This window comes from Mesorhizobium sp. SEMIA396 (assembly GCF_024518615.1).
Taxonomy (GTDB): domain Bacteria; phylum Pseudomonadota; class Alphaproteobacteria; order Rhizobiales; family Rhizobiaceae; genus Mesorhizobium.
Genome location: NZ_JANIFC010000004.1, coordinates 38,192 through 62,316, shown reverse-complemented (window position 1 = coordinate 62,316; position 24,125 = coordinate 38,192). Strand labels below are relative to the sequence as shown.

The window sequence follows — 24,125 nt, the reverse complement described above, 5'->3', positions numbered from 1 at the left end:
TTGCAACATCGCAAGATCGTCGTGGTTCTGAAGGGTTATCCGCGGCTGTCGGAAACCTTCATCGCGCAGGAACTGCTCGGACTGGAGCGTGCGGGGTTCGATCTGATACTCGTTGCGCTCAGGCGGCCGACCGACGCAAAACGCCACCCCGTGCATGACGAGATCAAAGCGCCCGTCCATTATCTGCCGGAATATCTGCATGAAGAGCCGCTGCGCGTGGTTCGCTCGCTTTCTGCTTGTTTGCTGCGGCCGGGCTTCTGGCGTGCACTGGGATCGCTGGCCGTCGATATGCCGCGCGACTTTACGCGCAATCGCGCGCGCCGTTTCGGGCAAGCGCTCGTGCTAGCGGCCGAATGGCCCGAAGACGCGGTATGGCTGCATGCGCATTTCGCGCACACGCCGGCATCGGTGACGCGCTATGCCAGCCAGCTTCTTGGTCTGCCCTGGAGCTGCTCGGCCCATGCCAAGGACATCTGGACTTCGGCGGATTGGGATCTGGCCAGCAAGCTTTCCTCGGCGCGCTGGACGGTAACTTGCACGAAAACGGGCTTCGACCGTCTGAAAAAACTCGCCGACGGCAACTCGTCAGTGCATTTGAGCTATCATGGGCTCGACCTTGATCGCTTCGGCATTTTCGGCGAGGCACGAAAACAGCATGACGGCTCGGCGCCGGACGAACCGGTTATCGTTCTGAGTGTCGGGCGCGCCGTTGCAAAGAAAGGTTACGACACCTTGCTGGAGGCCCTTGCCCTCTTGCCCGGTGATTTAGCGTGGCGTTTCGAGCATATTGGCGGCGGCGAGGAATTGGAGCGGCTCAAGGCGTTGGCGCAAAAGCTCGGACTGGATGGTCGCATCTCTTGGAAAGGCGCGCTCGCGCAGGAAGAGGTGCTTGAGCACTACCGCCGCGCCGATATCTTCGCCCTGGCCTGCAGGATCACCGCAAATGGTGACCGCGATGGTCTGCCGAATGTTCTGGTGGAGGCGGCCAGCCAACGGCTTGCCTGCGTGTCGACCGATATTTCCGGCGTGCCGGAGCTTTTATTGCCGGATGAAACCGGGCTACTGGTTCCGACGGAAAACCCAATTGCCCTGGCACAGGCGCTGGAGCGACTGATCCGTGATCCCGTGCTGCGTGCCCGCCTCGGCGACACCGCAGAGGCGCGCGTGCGCGGCAATTTCGATCACATGGCAAGCATTGGACAGCTCAAGGAGCTGTTCGAACGGGAGTGGCGGGCCGCCGAATGAAGCGGCTGCGCGCTTTCTTCTATGTCCAGCACCTGCTCGGCATCGGCCATCTCGCGCGCTCCAGCCGCGTCGCGGCGGCTCTGGTCGATGACGGGTTTGACGTAACCATCGTCACTGGCGGAGCGCCGGTCGCGGGGTTTCCGGGATTGGGGGCAATATCTGTAACCCTGCCATCTGTTACCTCCGGTGATGAAGGATTTTCCGGTCTTGTCGACCTGCAGGGCAAGCCCATTGACGATGATTTCAAGAAACGGCGTTCAGAGATGCTGCTGCAGGCATTCCGGGATTGCAGGCCTGATATCGTCATTGTCGAGGCGTTTCCATTTGGGCGCCGGCAGATGCGTTTCGAACTCTTGCCGCTGATCGAGGCCATCGACGCGGCGTCGCCCAGACCGCTGCTGGTGACGTCCGTCCGTGATATCCTTCAGGAGCGCGTCAAGCCGGGCCGAAACGAGGAAACGGTCGATCTCGTTAACAGGCATTTTGACCTTGTCATGGTCCATGGCGATCCGGCTTTCGCAACCCTAGACAAGACATTTCCACTGGCGGGAGCGATCAGGGCCGAGGTTGCGTACACGGGGCTCGTTGCCGCGCCACCAGCGCCCGCGGCCTCCGAGCGTTTCGACGTTGTGGTGTCGGTTGGCGGCGGGGCCGCCGGAAAGAGCCTTGTCCGGTCCACCATCGCATCAGCGCGGAATGCCGACAACGCCTGGAAATGGTGTCTGATCACCGGCCCAAACCTGCCGAAGGACGAGTTTGACGCGATTACACGCGATGCCACGCCGGGCCTGTCCATCTTTCGGTTTCGCGAGGATTTCGCCAGCTTGCTGACCGGCGCCCGCCTGTCGGTCTCGCAGGCGGGTTACAACACTGTCTGCGATGTCCTGCGCGCGCGCTGTCGCTCGCTGCTCGTTCCCTTTGCAGCCGGCGGGGAAACGGAACAGACGGTTCGAGCCCTGATGCTCGAAGAACTGGGTTTGGCGACGGTTCTGAGGGAAAACGACCTGACGCCTGAGTGTCTGGCGCAAGCGATCGAACAGGCGCTTGCGGGACCGACGCCAGCCGCGCATCGTCTCGATCTGGAAGGCGCCCGTCACTCGGCGCAAATCCTGCGCGAGCGGCATCGAGCCTGGTCCTCGAAATCCTAGCGCAGGTCATATCTCGGTTGGATTCGCGCAACGCGCTTCAAACTGTTCCAATCAGCATGAAGCGGGTATATTTTTTTGTCGGCAGTTCGCCGGAGAACCTGATCTCCCGTAGCGCCACCATTGCTTCGAAGGCTGCAAGCGAAGCCACGCAGTTGATGTGCGTCGGCTCGCTGAAGTAATCGTTCGATTGCAGTAGCACCTTCGTGCCCCGCGGAAGCAGGGCAAGCCAGGCACCCAGGTCGGCTATGTGTTCGCAGCTCGTATTGACCACCAGGTCGGGCCGACCGGCCGCATAGTCGAGTGCGTACATATCTTCCGTCAGCGCCCGGAAGCGGTCGCCGGCTTCCCGGTTCAGGGTCCGGGCGACCGGCCCGACTTCAGGATCGATGTCGATGCTGTCGATCGCCGCAATGTCGAAACGGGCGTCGTTGAAAAGCATTGCCGGCAATACGCCGTACCATCCGCCCAGAACCCATATGCGCCCGAACCGGCCGCCGTCGTTTTCGAACAGCTTGTCGAGCGCCCACATCTTGCAGGCGACCTGCTTGTGGTTGAAGGCGTTGGCGATATCGGCCGTCGGATGCTTGGCGATGACCCGCGCCAGCCCGGCGACAAGAGGGTGGTCGACATAGGCGGCAATTCCCCGGGCGAGGTCCAAGGCTTGTTCGTGCCCGTCAATGCCGGCATTGCGTGCTTGCGTGACATCCATCATATTCGTCTTCTATGTTGGGATTTCGGGCTACACAACGCAATATTGCCTCACCCAAGGCTGTTCGACTTGCGGATGAGACTATGCCACCAGCCGTTTCGCCGTTGCACGGTCACGAAGGGGGCCGGTTGCGTCTGTCCGGACCAGCGGCGTCCATCCGCGAAGACATTGCCGATACATCGTTTGCCAGCAGGTGCTTTCACCGCCTGCTTCCTCCAAACTGACAGCCGCATATGGAACCCAGCCTAGCCCGCTATATCTGGACGCACACCCGGAAGCAGCAGATCTGGATATTGATGATCGTCGTGCTTTCGATGATCCCATATTTCATGTCCTTCGACCTGCCGAAGCTGATCGTCAACGGCCCGATCCAGGGGAAGGGGTTCGAGCAACCCGGCGCGACCCTGCCCTTCATGAAATTGCACTATAACCTGCCGTTCATTGGCGAGGTCCAGTTCTTCTCCGGTTTTCAGCTGGACCGCAAGGAGACGCTGCTTGCCCTGAGCCTTGTGTTCCTCTTGCTGGTCGTCATCAACGGCCTGTTCAAACTCTACATCAACACCTACAAGGGCCGCCTCGGCGAACGCATGCTGCGGCGTATTCGCTTCGATCTGATCGATCGTGTGCTGCGGTTTCCGCCGATTTACTTCAAGCGGGTGAAATCCGCCGAAGTGGCGACCATGGTGAAGGATGAGGTGGAGCCGCTGGGCGGCTTTATCGGCGATGCCTTCCTGCAGCCGGTGCTGCTCGGCGGCCAGGCGCTGACGGCCATGCTGTTCATCATGGTCCAGAACGTCTGGCTCGGAATGATAGCGATGGTGATCGTGATCATCCAGATCGTACTCATCCCGCGGATGCGGCGGCGGCTCCTCGTGCTTGGGCGCCAACGGCAGTTGACGGCGCGCGCGCTTTCCGGCCGGGTTGGCGAAATCGTCGACGGTATCGGCGCGGTTCACGTCCACGACACGTCGAACTACGAGCGCGCCGACATAGCTGCTAGGCTAGGGCTCATCTTCAAGATCCGCTTCGATCTTTACCAATGGAAATTCATGGTAAAGTTCCTCAACAATTTTCTCGCACAGCTCACGCCCTTTCTGTTCTACATGATCGGCGGGTATCTGGTCATAGGGGGCCGGCTGGACGTCGGTCAGCTCGTGGCGGTGATCGGAGCCTACAAGGACCTGCCCGGACCGATGAAGGAACTGATCGACTGGGATCAGGATCGGCAGGATGTCCAGGTCAAATATCAGCAGGTCGTTGAACAGTTCACCGTCGAGGATATCATTGCGCCGGGAATCGCGGCACTGGCGATCGACGATCCCGGTCCGATGACAAACCCGCTGTCGGCGGTCGGTCTGTCCATGGCAGACGATGGCGGTGCAATGCTCCTCAACCGTGTCTCCATGCAGGTCAAGCCGGCTGAGACGGTTGCGCTGGTCAGCACCCCGACAGGCGGAGCAGAGGCGCTAGCAGAAGCCTTCGCGCGTCTGAACTGGCCAGAGAGTGGAAAGGTCGCTTTGGGCGCCGATGACCTGCTTGAACTCCCCGAAGCCGTGACCGGCCGGCGCATGTCCTACGCCTCGTCGGATGTTTTCCTGTTCCAAGCAAGCCTGCGCGATAACTTGCTCTACGGGTTGAAGCATGCACCGCTGACATCGGTGACTTATGACGGCACCGCGGCAGACCAGCAGCGCTGGAACATGGACGAGGCGCGCCGGTCGGGCAATCCGGATTTCGACGTCCACAGCGACTGGATCGACTATGCTTCCGCCGGTGCTACCGGCCCGCACGACCTCTTTGAAGCGGTGCGCCGGGTGCTCGACGCGGTTCTTCTGTCGCGCGACATTCTGGATCTTGGCTTGCGCTCTTCGGCCGACCTCACGCGTCACACGAAGCTCGCCGGGCGGATCGTCGAACTGCGTGCAGCGCTGCGAACCCGGCTCGAACAGGAAGGGCTGCGCGAACTGGTGGTTCCTTTCGAGCCGGGCGCTTACAACACGGAAGCGACGATCGGCCAGAACCTGCTTTTCGGCGCCGCCGCCGGCCCCGAACTGGCCGACAAGGCTCTGGCGGCCAATCCCTACTTTGCTTCCGTGCTGAAGCAGGCCGGCCTCGACAGCACGCTCTACGAGATGGGCATGGAGATCGCCGAACAGGCGATCGAGCTGTTTGCCGACCTGCCGCCAGATCACCAGTTCTTCCAGCAGCTCGCCTTCATGAGCGCCGAGGAGATCCCCGCCTACGAGACCTTGCTGCAGCGGCTCAAGAACCGCCCCTACGAGGCGGTTTCGGAGGCCGACCGCGCCATGATCATCACCTTGAGCTTTGCCTATATCGAGCCCCGGCACCGCTTCGGCCTGCTGACCGACGAGTTGATGAGCAAGATCGTCGCCGCACGCAACCGGTTCTATGAAAACCTGCCGCCCGAGCTGCACAACGCGATCGAACGGTATGATCCTGCCAAATACATTGCCGCGGCCACCGTCATGGACAATGTCCTATTCGGCCGTGTGGGAAACAACCATCCCGACGCGCCGGACCGCATACGCTCCATCGTCTATGACATTCTTGACGAGCTGGGGCTTTATGCCGAGCTTCTGGATGTCGGCCTGGACTTCAACGTCGGCGCCGGTGGAAGGCGGCTGACCAGCGGACAGCGACAGAAGCTCGATGTTGCCCGGGCTCTGCTCAAGCGTCCCGATTTTCTCATTCTCAACCGGCCGCTGTCGGCGCTCGACCAGCGCGTTCAGGACAAGGTGCTGCGAAACGTGCTCGAGGAAGCCAGACGCGACGGCCATTCGCCGGCAATTGTGTGGGTCGTGACGAGTCCGGCAATGGCGATGATGTTCGATCGCGTTATCGTCTTTGACTCGGGGCAATTGGTGGAAGACGGTACACACGAGACACTTTTGGCAGAGAACGGTATCTTCAAGGAACTTCTGTCATAGTCTGGCAGACGCGAATTTAGGAAGGTTTGCGACAATGCTGCTCAAGGATGAAGTTGGAATGCTGCAACGCGTTCCCTTGTTCTCCGGCATTGAGCCGGCAAAGCTCAAGCTGCTCGCGTTCACATCCGATCGCGTGAATTACAGCGCCGGCCAGATTCTTTTCCGGCAGGGCGACGAGGCAGACGCTGCCTATGTCATCCTTTCAGGCAGGGCGGATATTCTGGTCGATTCCGACAGCGGGCCGATAAAGGTTGCCGAACTGCTGCCAAATTCGATCGTCGGCGAGATCGCCATATTGTGCAACAGCTCCCGCACTGCCACCGTCAGCGCGGCAAGTGATCTGGAGGCCTTGAGAATCCGCAAGGATCATTTCCTGAGGCTTATGAAGGAGTTCCCGGAAATGACCATCGAGATATTGCGGGTTCTTGCCGATCGGCTAAGCCATACGACCGCGGATCTGATCGACGCACGAAGCGCCTAGAGCTATGATGAGCGAAAGGTAGCATGGACGACGATTTTTTCCTGGTCAGATTTTGGGGCGTGCGCGGCAGCATTGCTGTATCCGGGCCAGAATTCGCTCGCTATGGCGGCAACACAATCTGCATTGAGATGCGATGCGGCAAGCATACGCTTCTGTTCGACGCAGGTTCTGGCCTGCGGCCTGCCGGTAGGGCGCTTCAGGCGTCGGATGTGACCGATTTCGACCTGCTTTTCACCCATTGCCATTACGATCACATCATCGGGCTGCCGGCTTTTGCGCCTATCTTCGACCCGAGCGTCAAGCTTACGCTTTGGTCCGGGCATCTTGCAGGACGCATGACGACCCGGCAGATTATCGATGAGTTCATACGGCCGCCGTGGTTTCCGGTGAAAATGAACGTCTGCAAGGCAAATCTCGACTGCCGCGATTTTGTATCCGGAGACGTGCTTCGGCCGCGCGAAGGGGTGGTGGTTCGGACCGGCAGTCTCACCCATCCGGGAGGCTGCATAGGCTACCGGATCGAATGGGGCGGCCGCGTCGTGGCGGTGATCACCGACACCGAGCACGAGCCGGACAAACTTGATCAGTCGGTGCTCGACCTGATCGAAGATGCCGACCTCGTCATTTACGATTGCACCTACACCGAGAAGGAAATGGAACGCCGCCGCGGTAACGGGCACTCGACATGGCAACAGGGCGTCAAGCTCTGTGAGGCTGCTGGTGCACGGGCGCTTGCGCTGTTTCACCACGATCCGACACGCACCGACGAGCAACTGGACGAGATGGAGAAGCTGGCCAAGGACAGGTTTGCCGGCGCTTTTGCCGCGCGGGATGGCCAGATGCTCAAATTCCCGGTCTCATCGCACAGAAAGCGCTGAGCTATTTTCCTTTACCCGCGCGGCGCCCGATCAATGTCCTGATCGGAAGCCATGCACAGGGTTCAGCCTGAACGGTGACTGTGAACAATCGTTCGAGGAAAAGCCAGGCCGATTCATCATGTACAAGATGGTGGGTGAGCAGGCCGATCGGCTCGCCGTCGGATGCATGCTGCAAGTGTGTGATGATAGCCTGGACCAATAGACCATGATCGAGGCAGCCGCGCGTGCTATGCCAATCCATGATGTCGACATTGCTGTTGATGACCGCCAATGAAGCCGGCTTCGGCGGCCCATAGACTGACAAGGCCGCAAAACCTATCGATCCAAGGTCGGATACCACGCCGGCGTCGATCCTGTTCCATGGCGGCACCAGCATCGGAACGGCACGTGCGCCGTGCAGGCCGGTTACTCGCGACAGTCCGCGAGCCAGATCATCGAGCACCGCCTCGCGTGGCCGATGCGCGCCGAGTTCCTGCTTTTTCTGGTCCTCGGGCGCATGATTTCGGTGCGCCCAGCCATGGATCGCGACCGTGGCATGCGGGGCCTCGTCAAGCCGGGCGACAAGCTTCGCGTCGGTCAGGGCCGGAATGACGGCCAGAGTGACCGGAACCGCGAATTCACCGGTGAGGTCGAGCAGCCGATTAAGCGCAGGCGTCGGATCCACGGCGTCGTCGTCGCGCAGCCAGAACTCCGCCTTGCGGCCCGCCCGTTGCAGGCGCGCCAGCTCTTCCACCAAGGGCTGCCAGATCGGATCGGACGTCATGAGACCGGGACCTTCGCAATAAGTCCGGCCAGACGCGCAGCTGCGCCACCGAGGGAACGTTCTTCGAGAACGAAACGCCTGGCTTCCGCGGCCATGATGGTTCTTTCGTCGTCACGGGCCAGAAGCCTTTCAATGGCGGAAGCGAACGCCGCGACATCGCCCGGCGGGGTTAGAAACCCGGTCTGGCCATCCCGCACGACCTCCGGCACGCCGGCGATGTCCTGAGCCACCACCGGAAGGCCGGCGGCCTGTGCTTCAAGATAGGCAACACCGTAGGCCTCGCCATAACCCGGCCAGACATAGATTCCCCCGGTGTAAAGGACATCCGGCACGGCGGCTGGCTCGATCGAGCCAATCCACTCGATACGATCGGCGGGCAGGCCGGCGAATTGCGCTTCGACCTCGTCGCGGGCTGGGCCGTCTCCGACGATCGACATGGTCCAGGGCAGGTGACCTATCAAGCCGAGCGCTTGCGCCAGCATGCGATAGCTGCCCAGTTTGTCGCCCGGGCGCATCATGGCGACGGTAATGAGGCGCGTCGGACAACCCCGTGCCGGGATTTCCCGGAATGCCGATGTGTCGATGAAGGGCGAAAGCATACCGAAAGCGGCCTTGGGAATAGCATCCGCCAGTCCCTGACGATCCCTTTGGGTGAAGCAGATGTTCATCGCCGCCTGTTCGATGGCTCGCGCCACCAATGCTTGGCTATCGGCCCACAAGCCGGCTTCGCGTCGCCTGGAATAGGAGGCTTCCGCTGTCACATAGGGGACAGCAAAGGCCGACGCCAGCTCCGGCCCGATCAAGTCGGGCGCCTTGTAATAAGGATGGTAGGTGAACCAGAGATCGGGCTTGCCGTCACGACCCCAAAGCTTGGTCAGCCGCGCGGCTTCCTCTGCGGCCTCGATCTTTAGTGCCTCGAAACTTTTCGACTCCGGCTGGCGTAGATAGAAGCGCAACTCAGATGCCAGTTCGACGCTATGCCCTCCGTGCTCCAGCGCTTTGACAAGCATCCGTGCCATCTGGCGGTCGCCGGAAACAACGGGATGATTGGGTGACTTCAGCGGCGCGTAGAAGGCAATTCGCATCGCGCGACCCTATCACCGGAAAGCCTGCGCAAGTCAATTTCCAAGCGTAATCGACTTCACCTTCAAGCCGTGGAATATGCTATCTAATGGCCATGGAAACAGCTGTCGCGTCCGACCCGTTTGTCGCTTCTTTGCCGGCCTTCGCAAAGTTCGAAAGCGTTGCCGACATCGATAACTATCGGCCCCTCCCCGATGGCTGGGCGCTGGCCACTGCCGACATTGTCGGCTCGACCAAGGCGATCGAGGCGGGGCGCTATAAAACCGTCAATATGGCCGGCGCAAGCGTCATTTCGGCGCTGCTCAATGCGCTGGGTCGGCAAGACCTCCCCTTTGTCTTCGGCGGCGACGGCGCGCTCGTGGCGTTTCCCGGCTCGGCGCTGGAGATCGCCCGCAACGCGCTGGCGGCCGTCCAAAGGTGGGTGGCGGACGAACTGGGCCTTACCTTGCGCGCCGCGATCGTGCCTATAGGGGACATAAGGGCGCATGGCCTCGACGTTCGCGTGGCGAGGTTCCGGGCTTCCGAAGCGGCCTTCTATGCCATGTTCGCCGGCGGTGGCGGCAGTTGGGCGGAAGCTGAGATGAAAGCGGGGCGCTACCGCATCGATCCTGCGCCGGCCGGCGCGCGGCCGGATCTGACCGGCCTCTCCTGCCGTTGGAACCCGATCGAGGCCCGGCATGGCGAAATCGTCTCGATCATAGCCACACCGGGGGCGTCGCGCGACTTGCGCGGGTTTCAGTTTCTGGCTTCCGACATCATCGCCCTCGCCGGCAGGCAAGAGCGCGATGGCCACCCGGTGCCGGTGGACGGCCCGGGCTACAGTCTGCTGCCCGCCGGCCTGGATGTCGAGGCGCGGGCGATGGCCCCGGCAGGATGGCGGTGGCGGTCGAAGCTGTGGATCGTGTTCCTGATGACGCTTACGGCTGCAACCGATCGATTTGGGTGGACGATTGGCCGTTTCGATCCGAAGGTCTACAAACGCGAGGTGGCCAGCAATTCGGATTTCCGAAAGTTCGACGACGGCTTGAAGATGACCATCGACGTTGACGCGGATGTGCTGCATCGGATCCAAGACCGGCTGAAGCAGGCGGAAGAAGCGGGCATCTGCAATTATGGCCTGCACCGCCAGAAGTCCGCCTTGATGACCTGCCTCGTCATCTCGCCGCTGCAGCGCGATCACGTTCACTTCATCGATGGCGCCGCCGGCGGCTACGCGATGGCTGCCGCAAGCCTGAAGGCGAAGGCGCAGGTCTGCTGACTGCTTGCGGAATTCGAGTTCCGCAATATGCCCTCACTCATGGTTCTTGGCACCGGTGAGCCTCGCCATGGGAGCGGGTAACCTGTCCGAATTGACGGGAAAGCAGATTTTTTGGACGCCTCACGATATGACCGTCTTCTTAACCGGATTTCGAGGCGCGCCGCGCATGTCGGCGTGATCGGGCTGGCTATGTCGGGTTGCCGCTGTCGGTTGCGATCGCACGTGCCGGGTCCCCGGTTTTCCAGCTTCGACATCGAAACCCGGAAGGTCGAGAGCCTGAACAACGGCCAATCCTACTTGAGGCAGTGACGAGGCCCGACGGTGTCTGAGACGGCGAATTCTTTGCCCGATGTCAGGATCGAGATTGCACTCCGCCGGAAGCCTCGCCACATAGGGTTCCAGGTGATAGATGCTGTTTTACGCCTGCTTCCTTCCTGCAAGGAGTTATTTAGGAAATTCTTCGCCGGCTTTCGTCGCCGAAGCCGGCTTCACTGACTTCGATTGTGTGGCGGATCAAAGGAGATGGCTCGTCTTCGACGGGTTTGAGATGGCATGAGCACAGCGCAAGCAGAAATTTCCACCATTCTCATGGATAAAGTTGCCGACTGGCTGAGCCAATCGGCGCTGGCGGGCAACGACCTGGAAACATTGGTAAAGGGCTTTTGTGAACGGCTGGCTGCTGCCGGCCTGCCGCTGAAGCGGGTGCATTTGAGCTTTTCGATGCTTCATCCGCTTTATGACGCGCTCGGCTTTACGTGGCTTCGCGGCCAGGGTCTGGAAGTGGAAGGCTTCCGCAGTGAGAACGGCGTTCATTCCGACAGATTCCTGACCAGCCCATACTACCATCTGCTCAGCAACAAGCTCGACCACCTGCGGCGCCGGCTCGACCCGTCGGTGCGGTCGGAGTTTCCTGTTTTCGATGACCTCGGGCGTATGGGCGTCACCGACTACATGGCTTTCGTGCATCCCTTCAACGGCGATACCAGTCAGGGCATGATGGGGTCTTGGTCGACCGACAGTGCTTCAGGCTTCAGCGACGGCATGATTTCGGCGCTATTGCGGATCCAGAACTATCTCGCTATCGCCACCAAGATGGCGGTGCTCACCAAGCTCGCCGACAACATGATGACCACCTATCTTGGCGGCGACGCCGGCAGGCGTGTGCTGGATGGCCAGATCAAGCGCGGCGAAGGTGACACAATCCGGGCCGCACTCGTCATGGGCGATATGCGCGGGTCGACAAGGCTTGCCGAAACCTCCGGTCGCGAAATCTACATCGATACGCTGAACCAGTTTTTCGATGCCATCGCTGCGCCTTTCAATCGCAAAGGCGGGCAGATCATGAGTTTCCTGGGTGATGGCTTCATCGCCGTCTACCCCTGCGAAAGGCATCGCTCGCAGTCCGAGATCGCCTGCCAAGCTGCTCTTGCGGCAGCGCACAAGGCCAGCGCGCGCATGATGGAGCTCAATCTGCGCAGAAAGGAGCAGGGGTTGGGCGACATTAAGTTTGGTATCGGCCTGCATGTCGGCAATGTGATGTTCGGCAACGTCGGACTTACCGACCGGCTGACGTTCTCTGTCTTCGGCTCGGCTGTAAACGAGGTCCAGCGTCTCCAGACCCTGACCAAGAAATATCCGCACAGCGTTCTCGCCAGCAAGGACTTCGCCAGCTATTGCGGCGACAACAGTTGGCTGACACTCGGCACGGAGGAACTGGCGGGTAGCAAGCAGAAGCTGACGGTGCTTTCACCCGATTTGTCGGGTGCTCTCGCTCTCGATGAAGACGCTGCGCCGATTCACGACCGGATATCGGACGCCGAGCAGGTCATGCTGCTTCATCGCGATGCCGCGCGGTTGTCGGCAAGCGACCGAAGAAAGCTTCAGTAACCGACACGATCCGGTCCGAAAGCCTTGGTGTGCAGCCCGGTCGCCGGTTCCGTCGTGGAATTCGATTCGAATCCAAGTTGCTCTAGGCTGGCAATACGCTAGTCTCGTTTTTTGGGTCTGCCGCCCGGCAGACTGCCAGAGTGGGGCTGGTGTGAGGATGAATTCGGGCATTGATCTGCTGCGGATCGAGGATCTTGGCATCTCTTTTGCCATAATCGGGGGACCGTTGCATGCCGTCAGACGCGCAAATCTCCGCGTCCTGCCCGGCAAGGTTACCGCGCTTGTGGGAGAGTCCGGTTCCGGAAAATCGGTTCTCAGCCAGGCAGTGATGGGCATTTTGCCGAATACGGCCCATGTTCGCGGCCGTATCCTGTTTTCCGATCCTGAAAAGCCCGGAACGACGCAGGATATCCTGCAGATGCAGCGTGACGGAACCGAAATCCGAGCATTGAGAGGCAGCCGCATCGGCAAAATCTTTCAGGAGCCAATGACATCGCTGTCGCCGCTGCACACGATCGGCAACCAGGTCAGCGAATCCTTGCAGATTCATACGCCTATGGCTCGGGCGGAGCGCAAGGCGCGGACCGAGGAAATGCTCGGCCTTGTCGGCTTCCCCAATCCCAAACGCGCCTATGACATGTATCCCTTTGAACTTTCGGGAGGATTGCGGCAACGCGCCATGATCGCCATGGCGCTCATCTGCCGGCCTGCTTTGTTGATCGCCGACGAGCCGACGACGGCGTTGGACGTCACCATCCAGGCGCAAATCCTGCATTTGCTGCGCGGGCTTCAGACCAAGCTGAACATGGCGATGCTGCTGATCACGCACGACCTTGGCGTGGTCGCCAATGTCGCCGACGAGGTGGTGGTCATGTACCATGGCGAGATCATGGAAATGGGGCCTGTCGAGGCGATATTCCGCCGGCCGGGCCACCCTTACCTGAAGGGCCTGATGGCAGCCGTTCCGCATTTCGACCTGAAGCCTGGTGAAAGGCTAAAGGCGCTCCGCGAGGTGCCGGTGAATGTTGGGAACCTGCTCGGCAAGCAGACTGCGCCGGCATCGAAGGGGCCGGAGGACATTCTGCTTTCGGTGAGGGATCTGACAAAGACCTTCACCACCCGCAAGTCCGGATGGTTCAGCGGGGGTCATCAAACCTCTGTTCGCGCCGTGGATGGCGTGAGCTTCGACATCAGGCGGGGTGAGTGTCTGGGTCTGGTCGGCGAAAGCGGCTGTGGCAAAACAACCGTCAGCAAGATCCTCATGCGGGCCATCACCCCCAGCGGCGGTTCTGTGATCTTCAACGGCCGCGATGGACCGACCGACGTCCTGGGCGCAGAGGGAGATGCCCTGCGCATATTGCGCGCGAAAATCCAGATGGTCTTCCAGGACCCGGTTTCGTCGCTTTCACCTCGCATGACGGTGGAGAACATCTTGAGCGAGCCGCTGGAGATCCATCAACGTGGCAATGCGGCGTCCCGACTCGCCACGGTCAAGAGCCTGATGCAGGCAATCGGGCTCGATCCGCGCTTCATAAAGCGCTATCCGCACAGTTTCTCCGGCGGGCAACGTCAGCGCATCGGCATCGCGCGTGCGTTGGCGCTAGGGCCCGAACTCCTGATCTGCGACGAGCCGGTTTCGGCGCTCGATGTCTCTGTCCAGGCGCAGATCCTGAATCTTCTGAAGGACCTGCAAAAAGAACTGGGCCTGACCTACCTGTTCATATCCCACAATCTGGCGGTGGTGGACTACATGGCAGACCGCATCGCGGTGATGTGCGGCGGGCGTATCGTCGAGCTTGCGCCGCGCGAAATTCTGCTCAGGAAACCAATCCACCCCTACACGCGCTCCCTGGTCGCCGCGGTACCTTTCCCCGATCTCGACAGGCCGATGGATTTCAAGACGCTGAAGCTCAGCGGAGCTTCCGACACCAGCGCATGGGGACCGCAATTCCGCGACGAGGGCGACGAAGATAGGCTGTCACCACTCGATCTTGGCGGTGGCCACCTCGTGCTGGCGAGACATTCGGCCGATATCAGTGAGTTACGCCATTGATCAGCCGGCGCACCGTCCTTGGTCTCATGGCTTCGGCCTTTCTGCCAGGGACGTCGCGCGCCGGCGATCTGGAGCCGGAATTTCTTCGGCAACAACTGACGGTCAAGGCGCTGCCGGCACTCGCTGAGCGCCTGCCCAAGAGTCCGCGCGCGCTGAATCTGGCTGCAATGGGCCGGCTGCCCGGCCAGTATGGCGGCACGCTGCGGACAATCATCGGCAGCCAGAAAGATATCCGGATGATGACGATCTACGGGTATTCTCGCCTGGTCGGCTATGACGAAAAGCTCAGCATGCAACCCGACATTCTCGAACGTTTCGACGTAGCGGATGATCGCGTCTTCACCTTCAAGATACGGGAAGGGCACAAATGGTCTGACGGCAGCCTGCTGACGACGGAGGATTTTCGCTATTGTTGGGAAGATGTCTGGCTGAACGACGAGCTTTCGCAAGGCGGGCTCGCCCCCGCCCTGCTGGCGGACGGCAAGCCGCCACGCTTCGAGATCGTCGATCCGTTGACGGTCCGCTACAGCTGGGATGCGCCCAATCCAGACTTCCTGCCCAAGCTCGCTGCCGCTTCGCCGCTATCGCTTGTCCTGCCGGCCGCCTATCTCAAGCAGTTCCACAAGAAATATCAGGATTCATTCCGGCTCGCCGGCCTGATGAAGGAGAACCGGACCCAGAAATGGACGCTCCTGCATATTCGCATGTCGCGGCAGTATCGCCCGGAGAACCCGGAACTGCCGACGCTCGACCCCTGGCAGAACCGGACCAAGCCGCCGGCCGAGCAATTCATCTTCGAGCGCAACCCGTTCTTTCATCGAATAGACGAGAACGGCCGGCAACTGCCCTATGTTGACCGGATCATCATGAATGTCAGCTCATCGGCGATCATCTCCGCCAAGGCCGGTGCGGGCGAGAGCGACCTGCAATGCATGGGAATTGACTTCAGCGACTACTCCTTCCTGAAAGACGCGGAGAAGCGCTATCCGGTGAAGATGCACCTGTGGAAACGTACACAGGGTTCTCGGCTGGCGCTGCTGCCGAATCTGAATTGCGCCGACCAGGTGTGGCGTGGCTTTCTGCGTGACGTGCGCGTGCGCCGCGCACTTTCGCTCGCCGTGGACAGGCGCGAGATCAATATGGCCGTGTTCTACGGATTGGCGCAGGAAAGCGCCGATACCGTATTGTCCGAGAGCCCGCTCTACCGGCCGGAATTCGCTAAAGCTTGGGTTGCCCATGATCCCGAGCAGGCCAATGCACTGCTCGACGAGGTCGGGCTTCTGGCACGTGACGATGACGGCTTGCGGATACTTCCCGATGGACGCTCTGCCCAGATAATCGTGGAAACCGCCGGCGAAAGCACACTGGAAACCGACGCGCTCGAACTCATCACCGATCACTGGCGAAAGATCGGCATCGCCCTGTTCATCCGGACTTCGCAGCGCGACATCTTCCGCAGCCGCGCGCTTGGCGGCCAGATCATGATGTCGATGTGGTCGGGCATCGACAATGGCGTGCCGACCGCCGACATGAACCCGAGCCAGCTGGCCCCCACCATCGACGATCAACTGCAATGGCCGCTCTGGGGTGCTCACTACTTGTCTCACGGCAAGATGGGCGAGGCGCCCGATCTTCCTGAAGTGATCGAGTTGATGGCTTTGCTCAAGCGCTGGAACGCATCGACCGAAGCGACAGAGCGCGCCGAAATCTGGAATTCGATGCTGTCGATCTACACCGATCAGGTGTTTTCGATCGGGACCGTGAACGGAACGCATCAGCCGATTCTGGTGTCATCACGGCTGCGCAATCTGCCTGACAAGGCGCTCTTCGGCTACGATCCGACCGCCTATTTCGGTGTCTACATGCCGGATACATTCTGGCTTGGAGAGTCCTGAGCGTGCTTCGATATATTGTCTGGCGCATTACTGTGATGGTTCCAACGCTGCTGGTGATATCAGCGCTGGTGTTCACGATCATCGAACTTCCCCCCGGCGACTATTTCGACAGCTATGTCGCCGAGCTTCGGGCGCAGGGCGAAGGGGTGGATTCCGATCGCATCGAGATGATGCGGAAGGAATATGGTTTCGACAAGCCGCCGATCATTCGCTACTTCTACTGGGTCGGCGGGATGCTGCACGGCGATTTCGGCTATTCCTTCGAATATGAGCTGCCGGTTCGCGACGTCGTCGGGGACCGAATGTGGCTGACCGTGCTGGTTTCCTTCGTCACGATCATCTTCACCTGGCTCATCGCCTTTCCGATCGGCATGTACTCCGCGACGCATCAATACAGTTGGGGCGATTACGGCCTGACCTTTTTCGGCCTCCTAGGCCTTGCCATTCCGAACTTCATGCTGGCGCTGATCCTGATGTATTTCGCCAACATCTGGTTCGGCACGTCCCTCGGCCATCTCATGGACCCGCAATATCTCAGCGAGCCGATGAGCTGGGCCAAGGCGAAGTCGATACTCGCCCATCTCTGGATCCCGGTCTTAATCATCGGCACCGGCGGCACGGCAAGCATGATCCGTCGGCTGCGCGCCAATCTGCTCGATGAGCTGCACAAGCAATATGTGGTGACCGCGCGCGCCAAAGGCCTTCATCCGTTCAAGGCGCTGGTCAAATATCCGCTGCGCATGGCGCTCAATTTCTTCATTTCCGACATCGGCTCTATCCTGCCGGCCATCATCTCCGGCGCCGAAATCACGGCGATCGTGCTGTCTTTGGAAACGACCGGGCCGATGCTGATCAAGGCCTTGCAAAGCCAGGACATGTATCTGGCGGGGTCGTTCCTGATGTTCCTAGCCTTCCTGACAGTCATCGGTGTCCTGATTTCCGACCTGGCGCTGGCGGTGCTTGATCCACGAATTCGTTTGCAGGGCGGCAGCACCAAATGAAGACGGATTCGCCGCTCCCCGCTCCGGGTGCTCCACTAGAACACTACGTTTCCAGCGCGCCCTTTGACCTGCAGTCGGTCGAGGCGATGACGGCGGAGCAGTCGAAGGTCTTTCAGGCGTCGCAGTTGCGGTTGATGTGGTGGAAATTCCGCATGCACCGGCTTGCCCTTGTATCCGGCATATTCCTGATAGTGCTTTATTTCGGGATATTGATCTGCGAGTTTCTGGCGCCGTACAATCTGCACACGCGCAACATGGACTATATCTATTCGCCGCCGCAGCAGGTGCACCTGTTCCACAACGGCGAGTTCGTCGGGCCGTTCGTCTATGGCCGCCAGATGACGCTGGACATGGACACGCTCAAGCGGAACTACATCGACGACCAGGGCGATGTTCAGCGGCTCCGTTTCTTCTGCAAGGGCGACAGTTACCGGTTCTGGGGCCTGATCGAAGGTGACAGGCATTTTGTCTGCGCTGCCGAAAACGGCCAGCTCTTTCTGGCCGGCACCGACAGGCTGGGGCGCGACGTGCTCTCGCGCATGATCTATGGCGCACGCATTTCACTGACAATCGGCCTCGTCGGCATCAGTTTCAGCTTCCTGCTCGGCATCGTCATCGGCGGACTGGCCGGTTATCACGGCGGTATCTTCGACCTGATCGTTCAACGAATAATCGAAGTTCTGCAATCGATTCCCAGCATTCCGCTATGGCTGGCCCTGGCGGCGATCATGCCGATAACCTGGAGTCCGATCCTGATCTATTTCGGCATCACCGTGATCCTCGGAGTGCTCGACTGGACCGGACTGGCGCGGGCCGTGCGTTCAAAGCTTCTGGCCTTGCGCGAGGAGGATTACGTTCTGGCCGCGCAGTTGATGGGCGCCGGGAGCAGCCGCATCATCGGCCGGCATCTCATTCCCGGCTTCATGTCGCATCTGATCGCGACGGCGACGCTCTCCATTCCCGGCATGATCCTGGGCGAAACGGCGCTGAGCTTCCTCGGGCTCGGCCTGAGAGCGCCGATAACCAGCTGGGGCATCCTGCTCACCGAGGCGCGCAGCGTCAGCGTGATCGCATTCTATCCATGGCTGCTTTTGCCGATGCTTCCCGTCATTCTCGTCATCATGGCGTTTAACTTCCTCGGTGACGGCTTGCGGGACGCCGCAGATCCCTACAAGTGAGGTTGTTATTTTGCCGCGCGCCGTGCCGCCTATTCCACCCGGTATGATCCTTGCCGGCTGCCTGTACGGTTGTTGCAGTGTTCATGGTCCGCCTCTATATGTGCCGACACGTGATCGAGTTTGGCACTGCGCCTTCGGGATTCACCCGTGAACAGTTCTTGTCGGCGGCATTGACGATCTCTTGCTGGTTCAGGACACACAAAAGCATATGAGTCGCCTCGAGAATTTCATCAGCAGGATGACCGCACAGCGCGACATTCTCGACCAAGTCTGCGTCGAGGTGGCGAAGATGGAGGGGCTTGTATTCGAGCTCGGCCTCGGCAACGGTCGGACGTTCCACCATCTGCGAGAGCGCCTGCCCGGGCGCCGGATCGTGGTGTTCGACCGCGAAGTCGGCGCACATGCCAGCTCAATTCCCGAAGCCGAAAACCTCGTGCTCGGCGAAATACGCGAGACGGCCCGCAAGTTCATTGGCATCGAAGCCGCCCTTGTTCATGCCGACATCGGCACCGGCTATGACGATCGGGATGCAGTGACTGCTACCTGGCTTCCCGATCTGATTGCGAGCCTGCTTCGGGTCGGCGGCTTCGCGGTCAGTGGCACGCCGCTCGATCACCCGCTGCTGCAACGGCTCCCGGCGCCGACTTCAGAACCCGCCGATCGTTATTTCCTCTGCAAGCGCGTGTGAGCGGCCGAGAGCGCCTCATCTTTTCACGCAAACGCTGCTCCACCGCAATTCCAAGGGAAAGTGCTACGCGCTTTTCCCGACAAACCGTTTACACTTTCCCTGGGATTGCTCTGGACGGCCCAATTGCTCAGGGGATTGTATACACCGCTATCTCCCGCTCGATGCCGCGCAGCGAGACTTCGTGAGGCACGGGCGTCAGAGCGTTCCTGCGCAACAGATCGGCGGTGAGATTGTCGTCGACCACCGCGCGGGTGGCGAAGATAGCCTGTGCGTTGGCCAGGTTCTGGACCCGTGAGGCAATGTTGACCGTCTGGCCGAAATAGTCCTGTCGCTCGTTCATGGACACGGCGATGCAGGGGCCGGCATGGACACCGATCTTGAGCAGCAGATCCTCGCGCCCGCTTCTGTCATTGAGCGCACGCATGGCATCACGCATCCTGAGGGCCGCAGCCATCGCGCGATCAGGCGTCGCGAATGTCGCCATCACCGCATCACCGATGGTCTTCACCACCGCGCCTGCCTCCGCCGCGACGATCTCGTGCAGAACCTGGAAATGCACGCGCACGAGATCGAAGGCTGAAAGGTCGCCCACCCGCTCGTAAAGCGCGGTCGATCCGCGCAGGTCGGTGAACAGGAAGGTGAGGCTGGTGATCTTCAGGCGCTGGTTGATGTCGAGCGTATCCGTACGATAGAGGTCGCGGAACGTCTGGTTGGTGAGCAGGCGCTTGGCGGTCAGAAAAGGCCGGCGTTTGCCCAGGAGATTATGCAATGCCTCGCCGGCGATGAAGACTGCCGGCAGCACGCGGGTGTCGGTCCTGTTTTCCAGCGAAATACGCAGCGGACCGGGTTGCATTTCCAGTGTCTGGTTCTGGACATGGTCGCGGTCGAAAGCCAACGACAGGCTTCGCCGCTCTTTTGTTGGTTCGCCCTTCGCGTCGATGAACTGCGCTGAATGGGTGACCGGCTCGAAGACGATGATGAATTCGGACGGAAGCTGTATGGGCAGAACGGCCTTTTCACCCGGCGCCAGCTCGATATCCTCCAGCGAGAACGCTTCTATGTTTTTCGCCAAACCCTCTTCCGGCAGATCGACGCCGGATCCCCAGTAAATCTGGCGAAAATATTCCACCAACGGCAGTTCGTGTGGATTGTGGGCGGCAATCCTGCGCACGCGAGGGCTGACGGTGAATGTCACCTCAACCATCTCATCGAGGGTCGGCGAATAGCCTTCGGAGCATAGCGCGCAGGTGTATTCGTCCTTCTGCAGGGTTTTCAGCGTAGCGTTGGTGTCGAGCACGCCACCACAGCCGGGGCACAGAACATTCCATGAAATGTCGAAGATGCCTACCCGCGCCGCATGGAGGAAGGCGCTGATGGCGCGTTCCTCGTCGAGGCCATGCTTGCTGGCGAAAGCCGGCACATTGATGCGGCAAAGTTCATAATCCTTGCCTTCCGCGATGGTCCGCCGGATCGCGTCGATTGCCTGGGGATCGACATCGGTCGATTGCCGCAAAAGCGAGAACAGATCCTGAATTTCGGTCATCGTGCAGGCTCCGGAAAATGCACCCCCGAGGTGGTTGACCGGAACCGGTCTTCGTTCCGAGCGCTCCATCTTACTTCGAAACGGATCGTACGGCCATTCGAATGGAAAAGCCCGCCGACGTGTCAATTCCGTCGGGATTTTCACCGATCGCAAGCGGTACTATGGTGGGTCCATGGGGTATTCATCTTTGGGACTTTCTCCCGCGCCGACACCCGACAACCCGCCATTTCCCGCGGCCTTGCGGCTTTTCTCGGCGGGGGTCATCATCGTCCTGATTGTCGGCGCCGGCCTTCTTTTCGCGCCTGCGCTGGTCAGGCCGCGCTGGCCTTGGGCCGTCACGCCGTTCAACGCCCGCTTCCTCGGCGGCTTCTACACCGCCGAAATGGCCGTGATGGCGGCGCTGCTGGTCTGGAATCGCTGGTCGCCAGGCAGGCTAGTGCTTGTCATGGCCTTCATCTTCACCGTCATCGTTTCGGCGGCTTCGTTCATCAATCTCGGCTATTTCAACTTCGAGCGGAAAGCGCCCTGGCTCTGGTTCTTGGTCTATCTTGCTTCGGTCGCGGTATCCGGGCTGTTCCTGTTACGGGCCGGGGGCCGTCCTTCCGCAAAGGGCGTGACCTTAAACTCTGCATGGCGCGGCTATATGTCGATGGAAATGGCGATCCTTGGGCTTTATGGCGTCGGTCTGTTGCTGTTTCCCCTGACATTCGGCGGCTTTTGGCCGTGGCCGATCGACGCCTTCCACGCTCAGGTTTACAGCGCCATCTTCCTCGCCGGAGCGGGCGGCACATATCTCGTCTGGAAAAGCGCGCCGCGCGAAGAGCTGCTGGTGCTCGGTCTGGCGCAGTTTCTGGTCGGCTTGTTTGCCATCCTTGGCCTTGTCATCACCGAGGCCGTAATGCACCGGATCGACTGGACGGCGACGGGAACATTGTGCTGGCTCGCCCTTTTCGGCTGGATCGGAATCAGCGGCATCTTCAAACTCTACGCCGTCTCCCGGTACTTCGGCGCGCAATCGGCATCATAGGATGATGAGATGGCTGGATTTTCAGATGATGTCCGGTGCATCGTGCCGGGCCTATTGCCTTTGCCGGGAAAGCCATGACCAGCACGACCTCGCCATTCCCAAAGAAAATCCAGCCGCAACTCCGGGCCATTCGGCCAAGCGATGCGGAGGCGCTTTGCGCCATCTTCAACATGCCGGGCTTCCGCTGGGGCACGCTCAGGATGCCATTCGAGATGGTGGAGCAGGTAGAACGGCGTATCACCAAGTCCGGCCAGGAAACCACCTGGATCGTTGCCGAGCTGGACGGCAAGGTCGTCGGCCATGGCAGCCTTGTCGTGCAGGGTTCGCCGCGCCGTTCGCACATCGGCGAGATCAATATCGGCCTTGACGATGGCTTTGTCGGCAAGGGTATCGGCTCTGCCATACTTGGCGCGCTGCTTGACGTGGCCGACAACTGGCGCGCCCTGAAGCGAGTCGAATTGACCGTCTATGCCGACAATGAACCGGCCATCCGCCTCTACACAAGCCACGGCTTCGAGGTCGAAGGCCGGCATGTGAAGGCCGGCTTTACCGAAGGACGGTATCACGACCTTCTGAGCATGGCCCGGCTGCGGTTCTGATGACCAGGGACTTTGATCCGACCCTTAAGGCTCCGGTGGATGTTCTGGCAGTGCTGTCACTGCTCTGCCCGGAAGTCGTGCGTGACATCGAGCAGAACTGGAATGCACCGGTTTCCGAATACGCCCGCCATCTGTGGCGGCCGGTGGCAAGGCCTGCTTCGGGTCCGGCGATCGCTGCCCGTTCGATCCTGCTTGATGTACTGCATCAGCGCCTTGATTTGATCATGCAGCCTGAAGAGGTCGGCAAGGCCCTTGAAGAATTCGACCACAGACCGGTGATTCAGTCCGGCCTCCACTGCCTGCTGCTGATGGACAGGATCACCTTCGATGCCCTCCTGTTTGCCTGGCTCGGCGCGGTCGAAAACGGGCTGTCGGCGTTCGTCGGCTTCATGGGAACGACGATGACCATGGAGACAATTGGCCGGGAGGGGCCGGGATGGCTCGATGTCGGCGACGACAAGGTCAACTTGTTTGGCATGGGGCGCCACAAACTATGCCGCAAAAGCGCCTGCGCGGCCGGCCCGGTCACCCTCAACAAGCGGGCGCTCGAAGCGGTGGGCGACGAAACGGATGCCAGCCGCTGGCTGGGCACACTGCTCGCCAGCCAGGACAAGGTGTTTGGAACCGCCGCCGATGCACTGACAGACCTCAACGAGGATCTGGTCGCCGATTGGGATCGTTCTGGCATGGCTCGGCCGGTGTTCATCGATGACCGGCTCGCGGCTTCCGTCGTGGCGCGGCATCTGGACCATGACGGCAGCCTTCTTTCCAAGCTGCTCCTTGAGCCCGCAAGGCGTCAGCGTCTCGAACGTACCCTGCAAGAGACCGAATCGGGCCCATTTGGCAGATTCCTGCCCAATGCCACGGCCTATTTCTGGGGCATTCGCGAGGAGCGCGTGCGCAAGCTCGTCCTCGAGAACGGGCACCTGATCGAGCCTGAAAGGCCGAATGGTCTTTCCATCCCGTTCGAGCGGGCGCATCTCAAGCAGGCGCTGCTGGACGGCGTGCTGCTGCCGAACTTGTTCCTGACGTTCCTCGTTCTTGCCATATTGCCTCGCGTGCGGGTCGTGGGCGGCCTGAGGCAGATCGGTTATATAGCGCTTTTCCATTCGATCCTGCTGGCTGCGCTGGATGAAACCGCGCCGGAAGAGCGCGGTCTGGCTGCCGAGTTGCAGGTTCGGGAAAATGCCTGGGGCACCCGGGTCATCGATGAAAAAATGTCGGTCCGCGAACAGGTCGCCGGCCTGCCGGCAGGGAGGCTGTTTCCTGACCTGCTCGGGCACTACCGTTCGCACACCTTTGCCGAGACGACCGACGACCTGAAACTGGTTCGTGAAAACGCCCGATGGCGCAAGATCGGCCGAGCCTTTGGCGTCTGATCCGACCGCATGCCCTCATTTGTCATTGCACTATTCCGGCCTTGCGGAGCCCGTCGATCATGAGTTCGAAATCGGCATGGTTCTTGTAAGGCAAGACTTTGCGACGGTATTCCAGCGAATAGTCAGGATTGACGCGAGCAGTTCCTGCCATGCCGCCCACGCGTGCCGAGATCGCTGACCGAGAGGTCGAGACTCGCCTTGACCTGGCGATAGGCGTCCTCGGACAGGCAGATGGCGCCGGGCGCCGCGACGCCCTCCAGACGCGAGGCGAATCTTCGTCCGCGCCGGCGACCGGCTGTATCCAACCACATCTGCAGCCAGGATTGCGACTAGTCTGCGATTCTCGCTCAAGGCCCGTCTCC

General features: G+C 60.5%; 20 protein-coding genes. 15 read left to right on the top strand and 5 right to left on the bottom strand.

Annotated elements, in window-relative coordinates; genetic code table 11:
• Nucleotides 1-1,245 carry a glycosyltransferase gene (locus NP503_RS12405; protein WP_128307758.1) on the top strand — a complete coding sequence of 415 codons (1,245 nt, stop codon included), beginning with the start codon at nucleotides 1-3 and terminating at the stop codon, nucleotides 1,243-1,245.
• Entirely contained in the window at nucleotides 1,242-2,393 is a 1,152-nt protein-coding gene (locus NP503_RS12400) for a glycosyltransferase family protein (RefSeq protein WP_236383181.1), read from the top strand. The genes NP503_RS12405 and NP503_RS12400 overlap by 4 nt, the downstream gene beginning before the upstream one ends.
• Nucleotides 2,394-2,430: 37 nt before the next feature.
• Here NP503_RS12400 and NP503_RS12395 read toward each other — a convergent pair whose 3' ends face one another.
• Nucleotides 2,431-3,105 (bottom strand): class I SAM-dependent methyltransferase, encoded by a 675-nt coding sequence (locus NP503_RS12395; protein ID WP_164762521.1) that lies wholly within the window; start codon nucleotides 3,103-3,105, stop codon nucleotides 2,431-2,433.
• Between the two features lie 230 nt (nucleotides 3,106-3,335).
• Here NP503_RS12395 and NP503_RS12390 point away from each other — a divergent pair, with 230 nt between their 5' ends.
• Genes NP503_RS12390 through NP503_RS12380 form a run of 3 tightly spaced genes read left to right on the top strand, consistent with a single transcriptional unit; the run spans nucleotide 3,336 to nucleotide 7,409 of the window.
• Entirely contained in the window at nucleotides 3,336-6,050 is a 2,715-nt protein-coding gene (locus NP503_RS12390; RefSeq protein ID WP_236383182.1) for an ABC transporter ATP-binding protein, read from the top strand.
• 34 nt (nucleotides 6,051-6,084) lie between these two features.
• Nucleotides 6,085-6,531 (top strand): cyclic nucleotide-binding domain-containing protein, encoded by a 447-nt coding sequence (locus NP503_RS12385; protein WP_127292062.1) that lies wholly within the window; start codon nucleotides 6,085-6,087, stop codon nucleotides 6,529-6,531.
• 23 nt (nucleotides 6,532-6,554) lie between these two features.
• Nucleotides 6,555-7,409 (top strand): MBL fold metallo-hydrolase, encoded by an 855-nt coding sequence (locus NP503_RS12380; RefSeq protein WP_127320283.1) that lies wholly within the window; start codon nucleotides 6,555-6,557, stop codon nucleotides 7,407-7,409.
• Between the two features lies 1 nt (nucleotide 7,410).
• Here the strand turns inward: NP503_RS12380 and NP503_RS12375 are convergent, their stop codons facing one another.
• Together NP503_RS12375 and NP503_RS12370 are read right to left on the bottom strand one after the other, a co-directional pair.
• Nucleotides 7,411-8,172, bottom strand: coding sequence for a polysaccharide deacetylase family protein (locus NP503_RS12375; protein WP_236383183.1), 762 nt, complete (start codon nucleotides 8,170-8,172; stop codon nucleotides 7,411-7,413).
• Nucleotides 8,169-9,257, bottom strand: coding sequence for a glycosyltransferase family 4 protein (locus NP503_RS12370; RefSeq protein ID WP_236383184.1), 1,089 nt, complete (start codon nucleotides 9,255-9,257; stop codon nucleotides 8,169-8,171). Before NP503_RS12370 ends, NP503_RS12375 begins: the two co-directional genes overlap by 4 nt.
• 92 nt (nucleotides 9,258-9,349) lie before the next feature.
• Here NP503_RS12370 and NP503_RS12365 point away from each other — a divergent pair, with 92 nt between their 5' ends.
• The 7 genes from NP503_RS12365 to NP503_RS12335 all read left to right on the top strand — a co-directional run bounded on the left by NP503_RS12365 (nucleotide 9,350) and on the right by NP503_RS12335 (nucleotide 19,215).
• On the top strand, nucleotides 9,350-10,513 hold the full coding sequence (locus tag NP503_RS12365) for a DUF3095 domain-containing protein (protein ID WP_236383220.1): 1,164 nt from the start codon (nucleotides 9,350-9,352) through the stop codon (nucleotides 10,511-10,513).
• A 552-nt stretch (nucleotides 10,514-11,065) separates the two neighbouring features.
• The gene (locus NP503_RS12360; protein ID WP_127320275.1) at nucleotides 11,066-12,400 is read left to right on the top strand and encodes an adenylate/guanylate cyclase domain-containing protein; all 1,335 of its coding nucleotides are present in this window, start codon (nucleotides 11,066-11,068) and stop codon (nucleotides 12,398-12,400) included.
• Nucleotides 12,401-12,557: 157 nt separating this feature from the next.
• Entirely contained in the window at nucleotides 12,558-14,453 is a 1,896-nt protein-coding gene (locus NP503_RS12355; RefSeq protein WP_127320273.1) for an ABC transporter ATP-binding protein, read from the top strand.
• On the top strand, nucleotides 14,450-16,348 hold the full coding sequence (locus NP503_RS12350) for an ABC transporter substrate-binding protein (protein WP_236383185.1): 1,899 nt from the start codon (nucleotides 14,450-14,452) through the stop codon (nucleotides 16,346-16,348). Before NP503_RS12355 ends, NP503_RS12350 begins: the two co-directional genes overlap by 4 nt.
• Nucleotides 16,349-16,350: 2 nt before the next feature.
• Complete coding sequence (locus NP503_RS12345) at nucleotides 16,351-17,349, top strand: ABC transporter permease (RefSeq protein ID WP_127326880.1); 999 nt, start codon at nucleotides 16,351-16,353, stop codon at nucleotides 17,347-17,349.
• Nucleotides 17,346-18,527: an ABC transporter permease gene (locus NP503_RS12340; protein ID WP_127319624.1), complete on the top strand. Its 1,182-nt coding sequence runs from the start codon at nucleotides 17,346-17,348 to the stop codon at nucleotides 18,525-18,527. The genes NP503_RS12345 and NP503_RS12340 overlap by 4 nt, the downstream gene beginning before the upstream one ends.
• Nucleotides 18,528-18,735: 208 nt before the next feature.
• Entirely contained in the window at nucleotides 18,736-19,215 is a 480-nt protein-coding gene (locus NP503_RS12335) for a class I SAM-dependent methyltransferase (protein ID WP_127380495.1), read from the top strand.
• Between the two features lie 127 nt (nucleotides 19,216-19,342).
• On the opposite strand, the gene NP503_RS12330 is transcribed toward NP503_RS12335, so the two are convergent.
• Nucleotides 19,343-20,758 carry an adenylate/guanylate cyclase domain-containing protein gene (locus NP503_RS12330; protein WP_127326879.1) on the bottom strand — a complete coding sequence of 472 codons (1,416 nt, stop codon included), beginning with the start codon at nucleotides 20,756-20,758 and terminating at the stop codon, nucleotides 19,343-19,345.
• 187 nt (nucleotides 20,759-20,945) lie between these two features.
• Here NP503_RS12330 and NP503_RS12325 point away from each other — a divergent pair, with 187 nt between their 5' ends.
• The 3 genes from NP503_RS12325 to NP503_RS12315 all read left to right on the top strand — a co-directional run bounded on the left by NP503_RS12325 (nucleotide 20,946) and on the right by NP503_RS12315 (nucleotide 23,763).
• Nucleotides 20,946-21,785 carry a hypothetical protein gene (locus NP503_RS12325; protein ID WP_256754966.1) on the top strand — a complete coding sequence of 280 codons (840 nt, stop codon included), beginning with the start codon at nucleotides 20,946-20,948 and terminating at the stop codon, nucleotides 21,783-21,785.
• A 74-nt stretch (nucleotides 21,786-21,859) separates the two neighbouring features.
• The gene (locus tag NP503_RS12320; RefSeq protein WP_127319620.1) at nucleotides 21,860-22,384 is read left to right on the top strand and encodes a GNAT family N-acetyltransferase; all 525 of its coding nucleotides are present in this window, start codon (nucleotides 21,860-21,862) and stop codon (nucleotides 22,382-22,384) included.
• Complete coding sequence (locus NP503_RS12315; protein WP_236383188.1) at nucleotides 22,384-23,763, top strand: hypothetical protein; 1,380 nt, start codon at nucleotides 22,384-22,386, stop codon at nucleotides 23,761-23,763. Before NP503_RS12320 ends, NP503_RS12315 begins: the two co-directional genes overlap by 1 nt.
• 122 nt (nucleotides 23,764-23,885) lie before the next feature.
• Here NP503_RS12315 and NP503_RS12310 read toward each other — a convergent pair whose 3' ends face one another.
• Entirely contained in the window at nucleotides 23,886-24,068 is a 183-nt protein-coding gene (locus tag NP503_RS12310; protein WP_236383221.1) for a hypothetical protein, read from the bottom strand.
• Nucleotides 24,069-24,125: the final 57 nt, after the last annotated feature.

What these genes read in the sequence shown, in the direction of transcription:
- NP503_RS12335 (WP_127380495.1), top strand. Translation starts at nt 18,736, where the DNA reads ATGAGTCGCCTCGAGAATTTCATCAGCAGGATGACCGCACAGCGCGAC.
- NP503_RS12315 (WP_236383188.1), top strand. Translation starts at nt 22,384, where the DNA reads ATGACCAGGGACTTTGATCCGACCCTTAAGGCTCCGGTGGATGTTCTG.
- NP503_RS12380 (WP_127320283.1), top strand. Translation starts at nt 6,555, where the DNA reads ATGGACGACGATTTTTTCCTGGTCAGATTTTGGGGCGTGCGCGGCAGC.
- NP503_RS12330 (WP_127326879.1), bottom strand. Translation starts at nt 20,758, where the DNA reads ATGACCGAAATTCAGGATCTGTTCTCGCTTTTGCGGCAATCGACCGAT.
- NP503_RS12360 (WP_127320275.1), top strand. Translation starts at nt 11,066, where the DNA reads ATGAGCACAGCGCAAGCAGAAATTTCCACCATTCTCATGGATAAAGTT.
- NP503_RS12320 (WP_127319620.1), top strand. Translation starts at nt 21,860, where the DNA reads ATGACCAGCACGACCTCGCCATTCCCAAAGAAAATCCAGCCGCAACTC.
- NP503_RS12400 (WP_236383181.1), top strand. Translation starts at nt 1,242, where the DNA reads ATGAAGCGGCTGCGCGCTTTCTTCTATGTCCAGCACCTGCTCGGCATC.
- NP503_RS12390 (WP_236383182.1), top strand. Translation starts at nt 3,336, where the DNA reads ATGGAACCCAGCCTAGCCCGCTATATCTGGACGCACACCCGGAAGCAG.
- NP503_RS12365 (WP_236383220.1), top strand. Translation starts at nt 9,350, where the DNA reads ATGGAAACAGCTGTCGCGTCCGACCCGTTTGTCGCTTCTTTGCCGGCC.
- NP503_RS12355 (WP_127320273.1), top strand. Translation starts at nt 12,558, where the DNA reads ATGAATTCGGGCATTGATCTGCTGCGGATCGAGGATCTTGGCATCTCT.
- NP503_RS12370 (WP_236383184.1), bottom strand. Translation starts at nt 9,257, where the DNA reads ATGCGAATTGCCTTCTACGCGCCGCTGAAGTCACCCAATCATCCCGTT.
- NP503_RS12375 (WP_236383183.1), bottom strand. Translation starts at nt 8,172, where the DNA reads ATGACGTCCGATCCGATCTGGCAGCCCTTGGTGGAAGAGCTGGCGCGC.
- NP503_RS12385 (WP_127292062.1), top strand. Translation starts at nt 6,085, where the DNA reads ATGCTGCTCAAGGATGAAGTTGGAATGCTGCAACGCGTTCCCTTGTTC.
- NP503_RS12395 (WP_164762521.1), bottom strand. Translation starts at nt 3,105, where the DNA reads ATGATGGATGTCACGCAAGCACGCAATGCCGGCATTGACGGGCACGAA.
- NP503_RS12340 (WP_127319624.1), top strand. Translation starts at nt 17,346, where the DNA reads ATGAAGACGGATTCGCCGCTCCCCGCTCCGGGTGCTCCACTAGAACAC.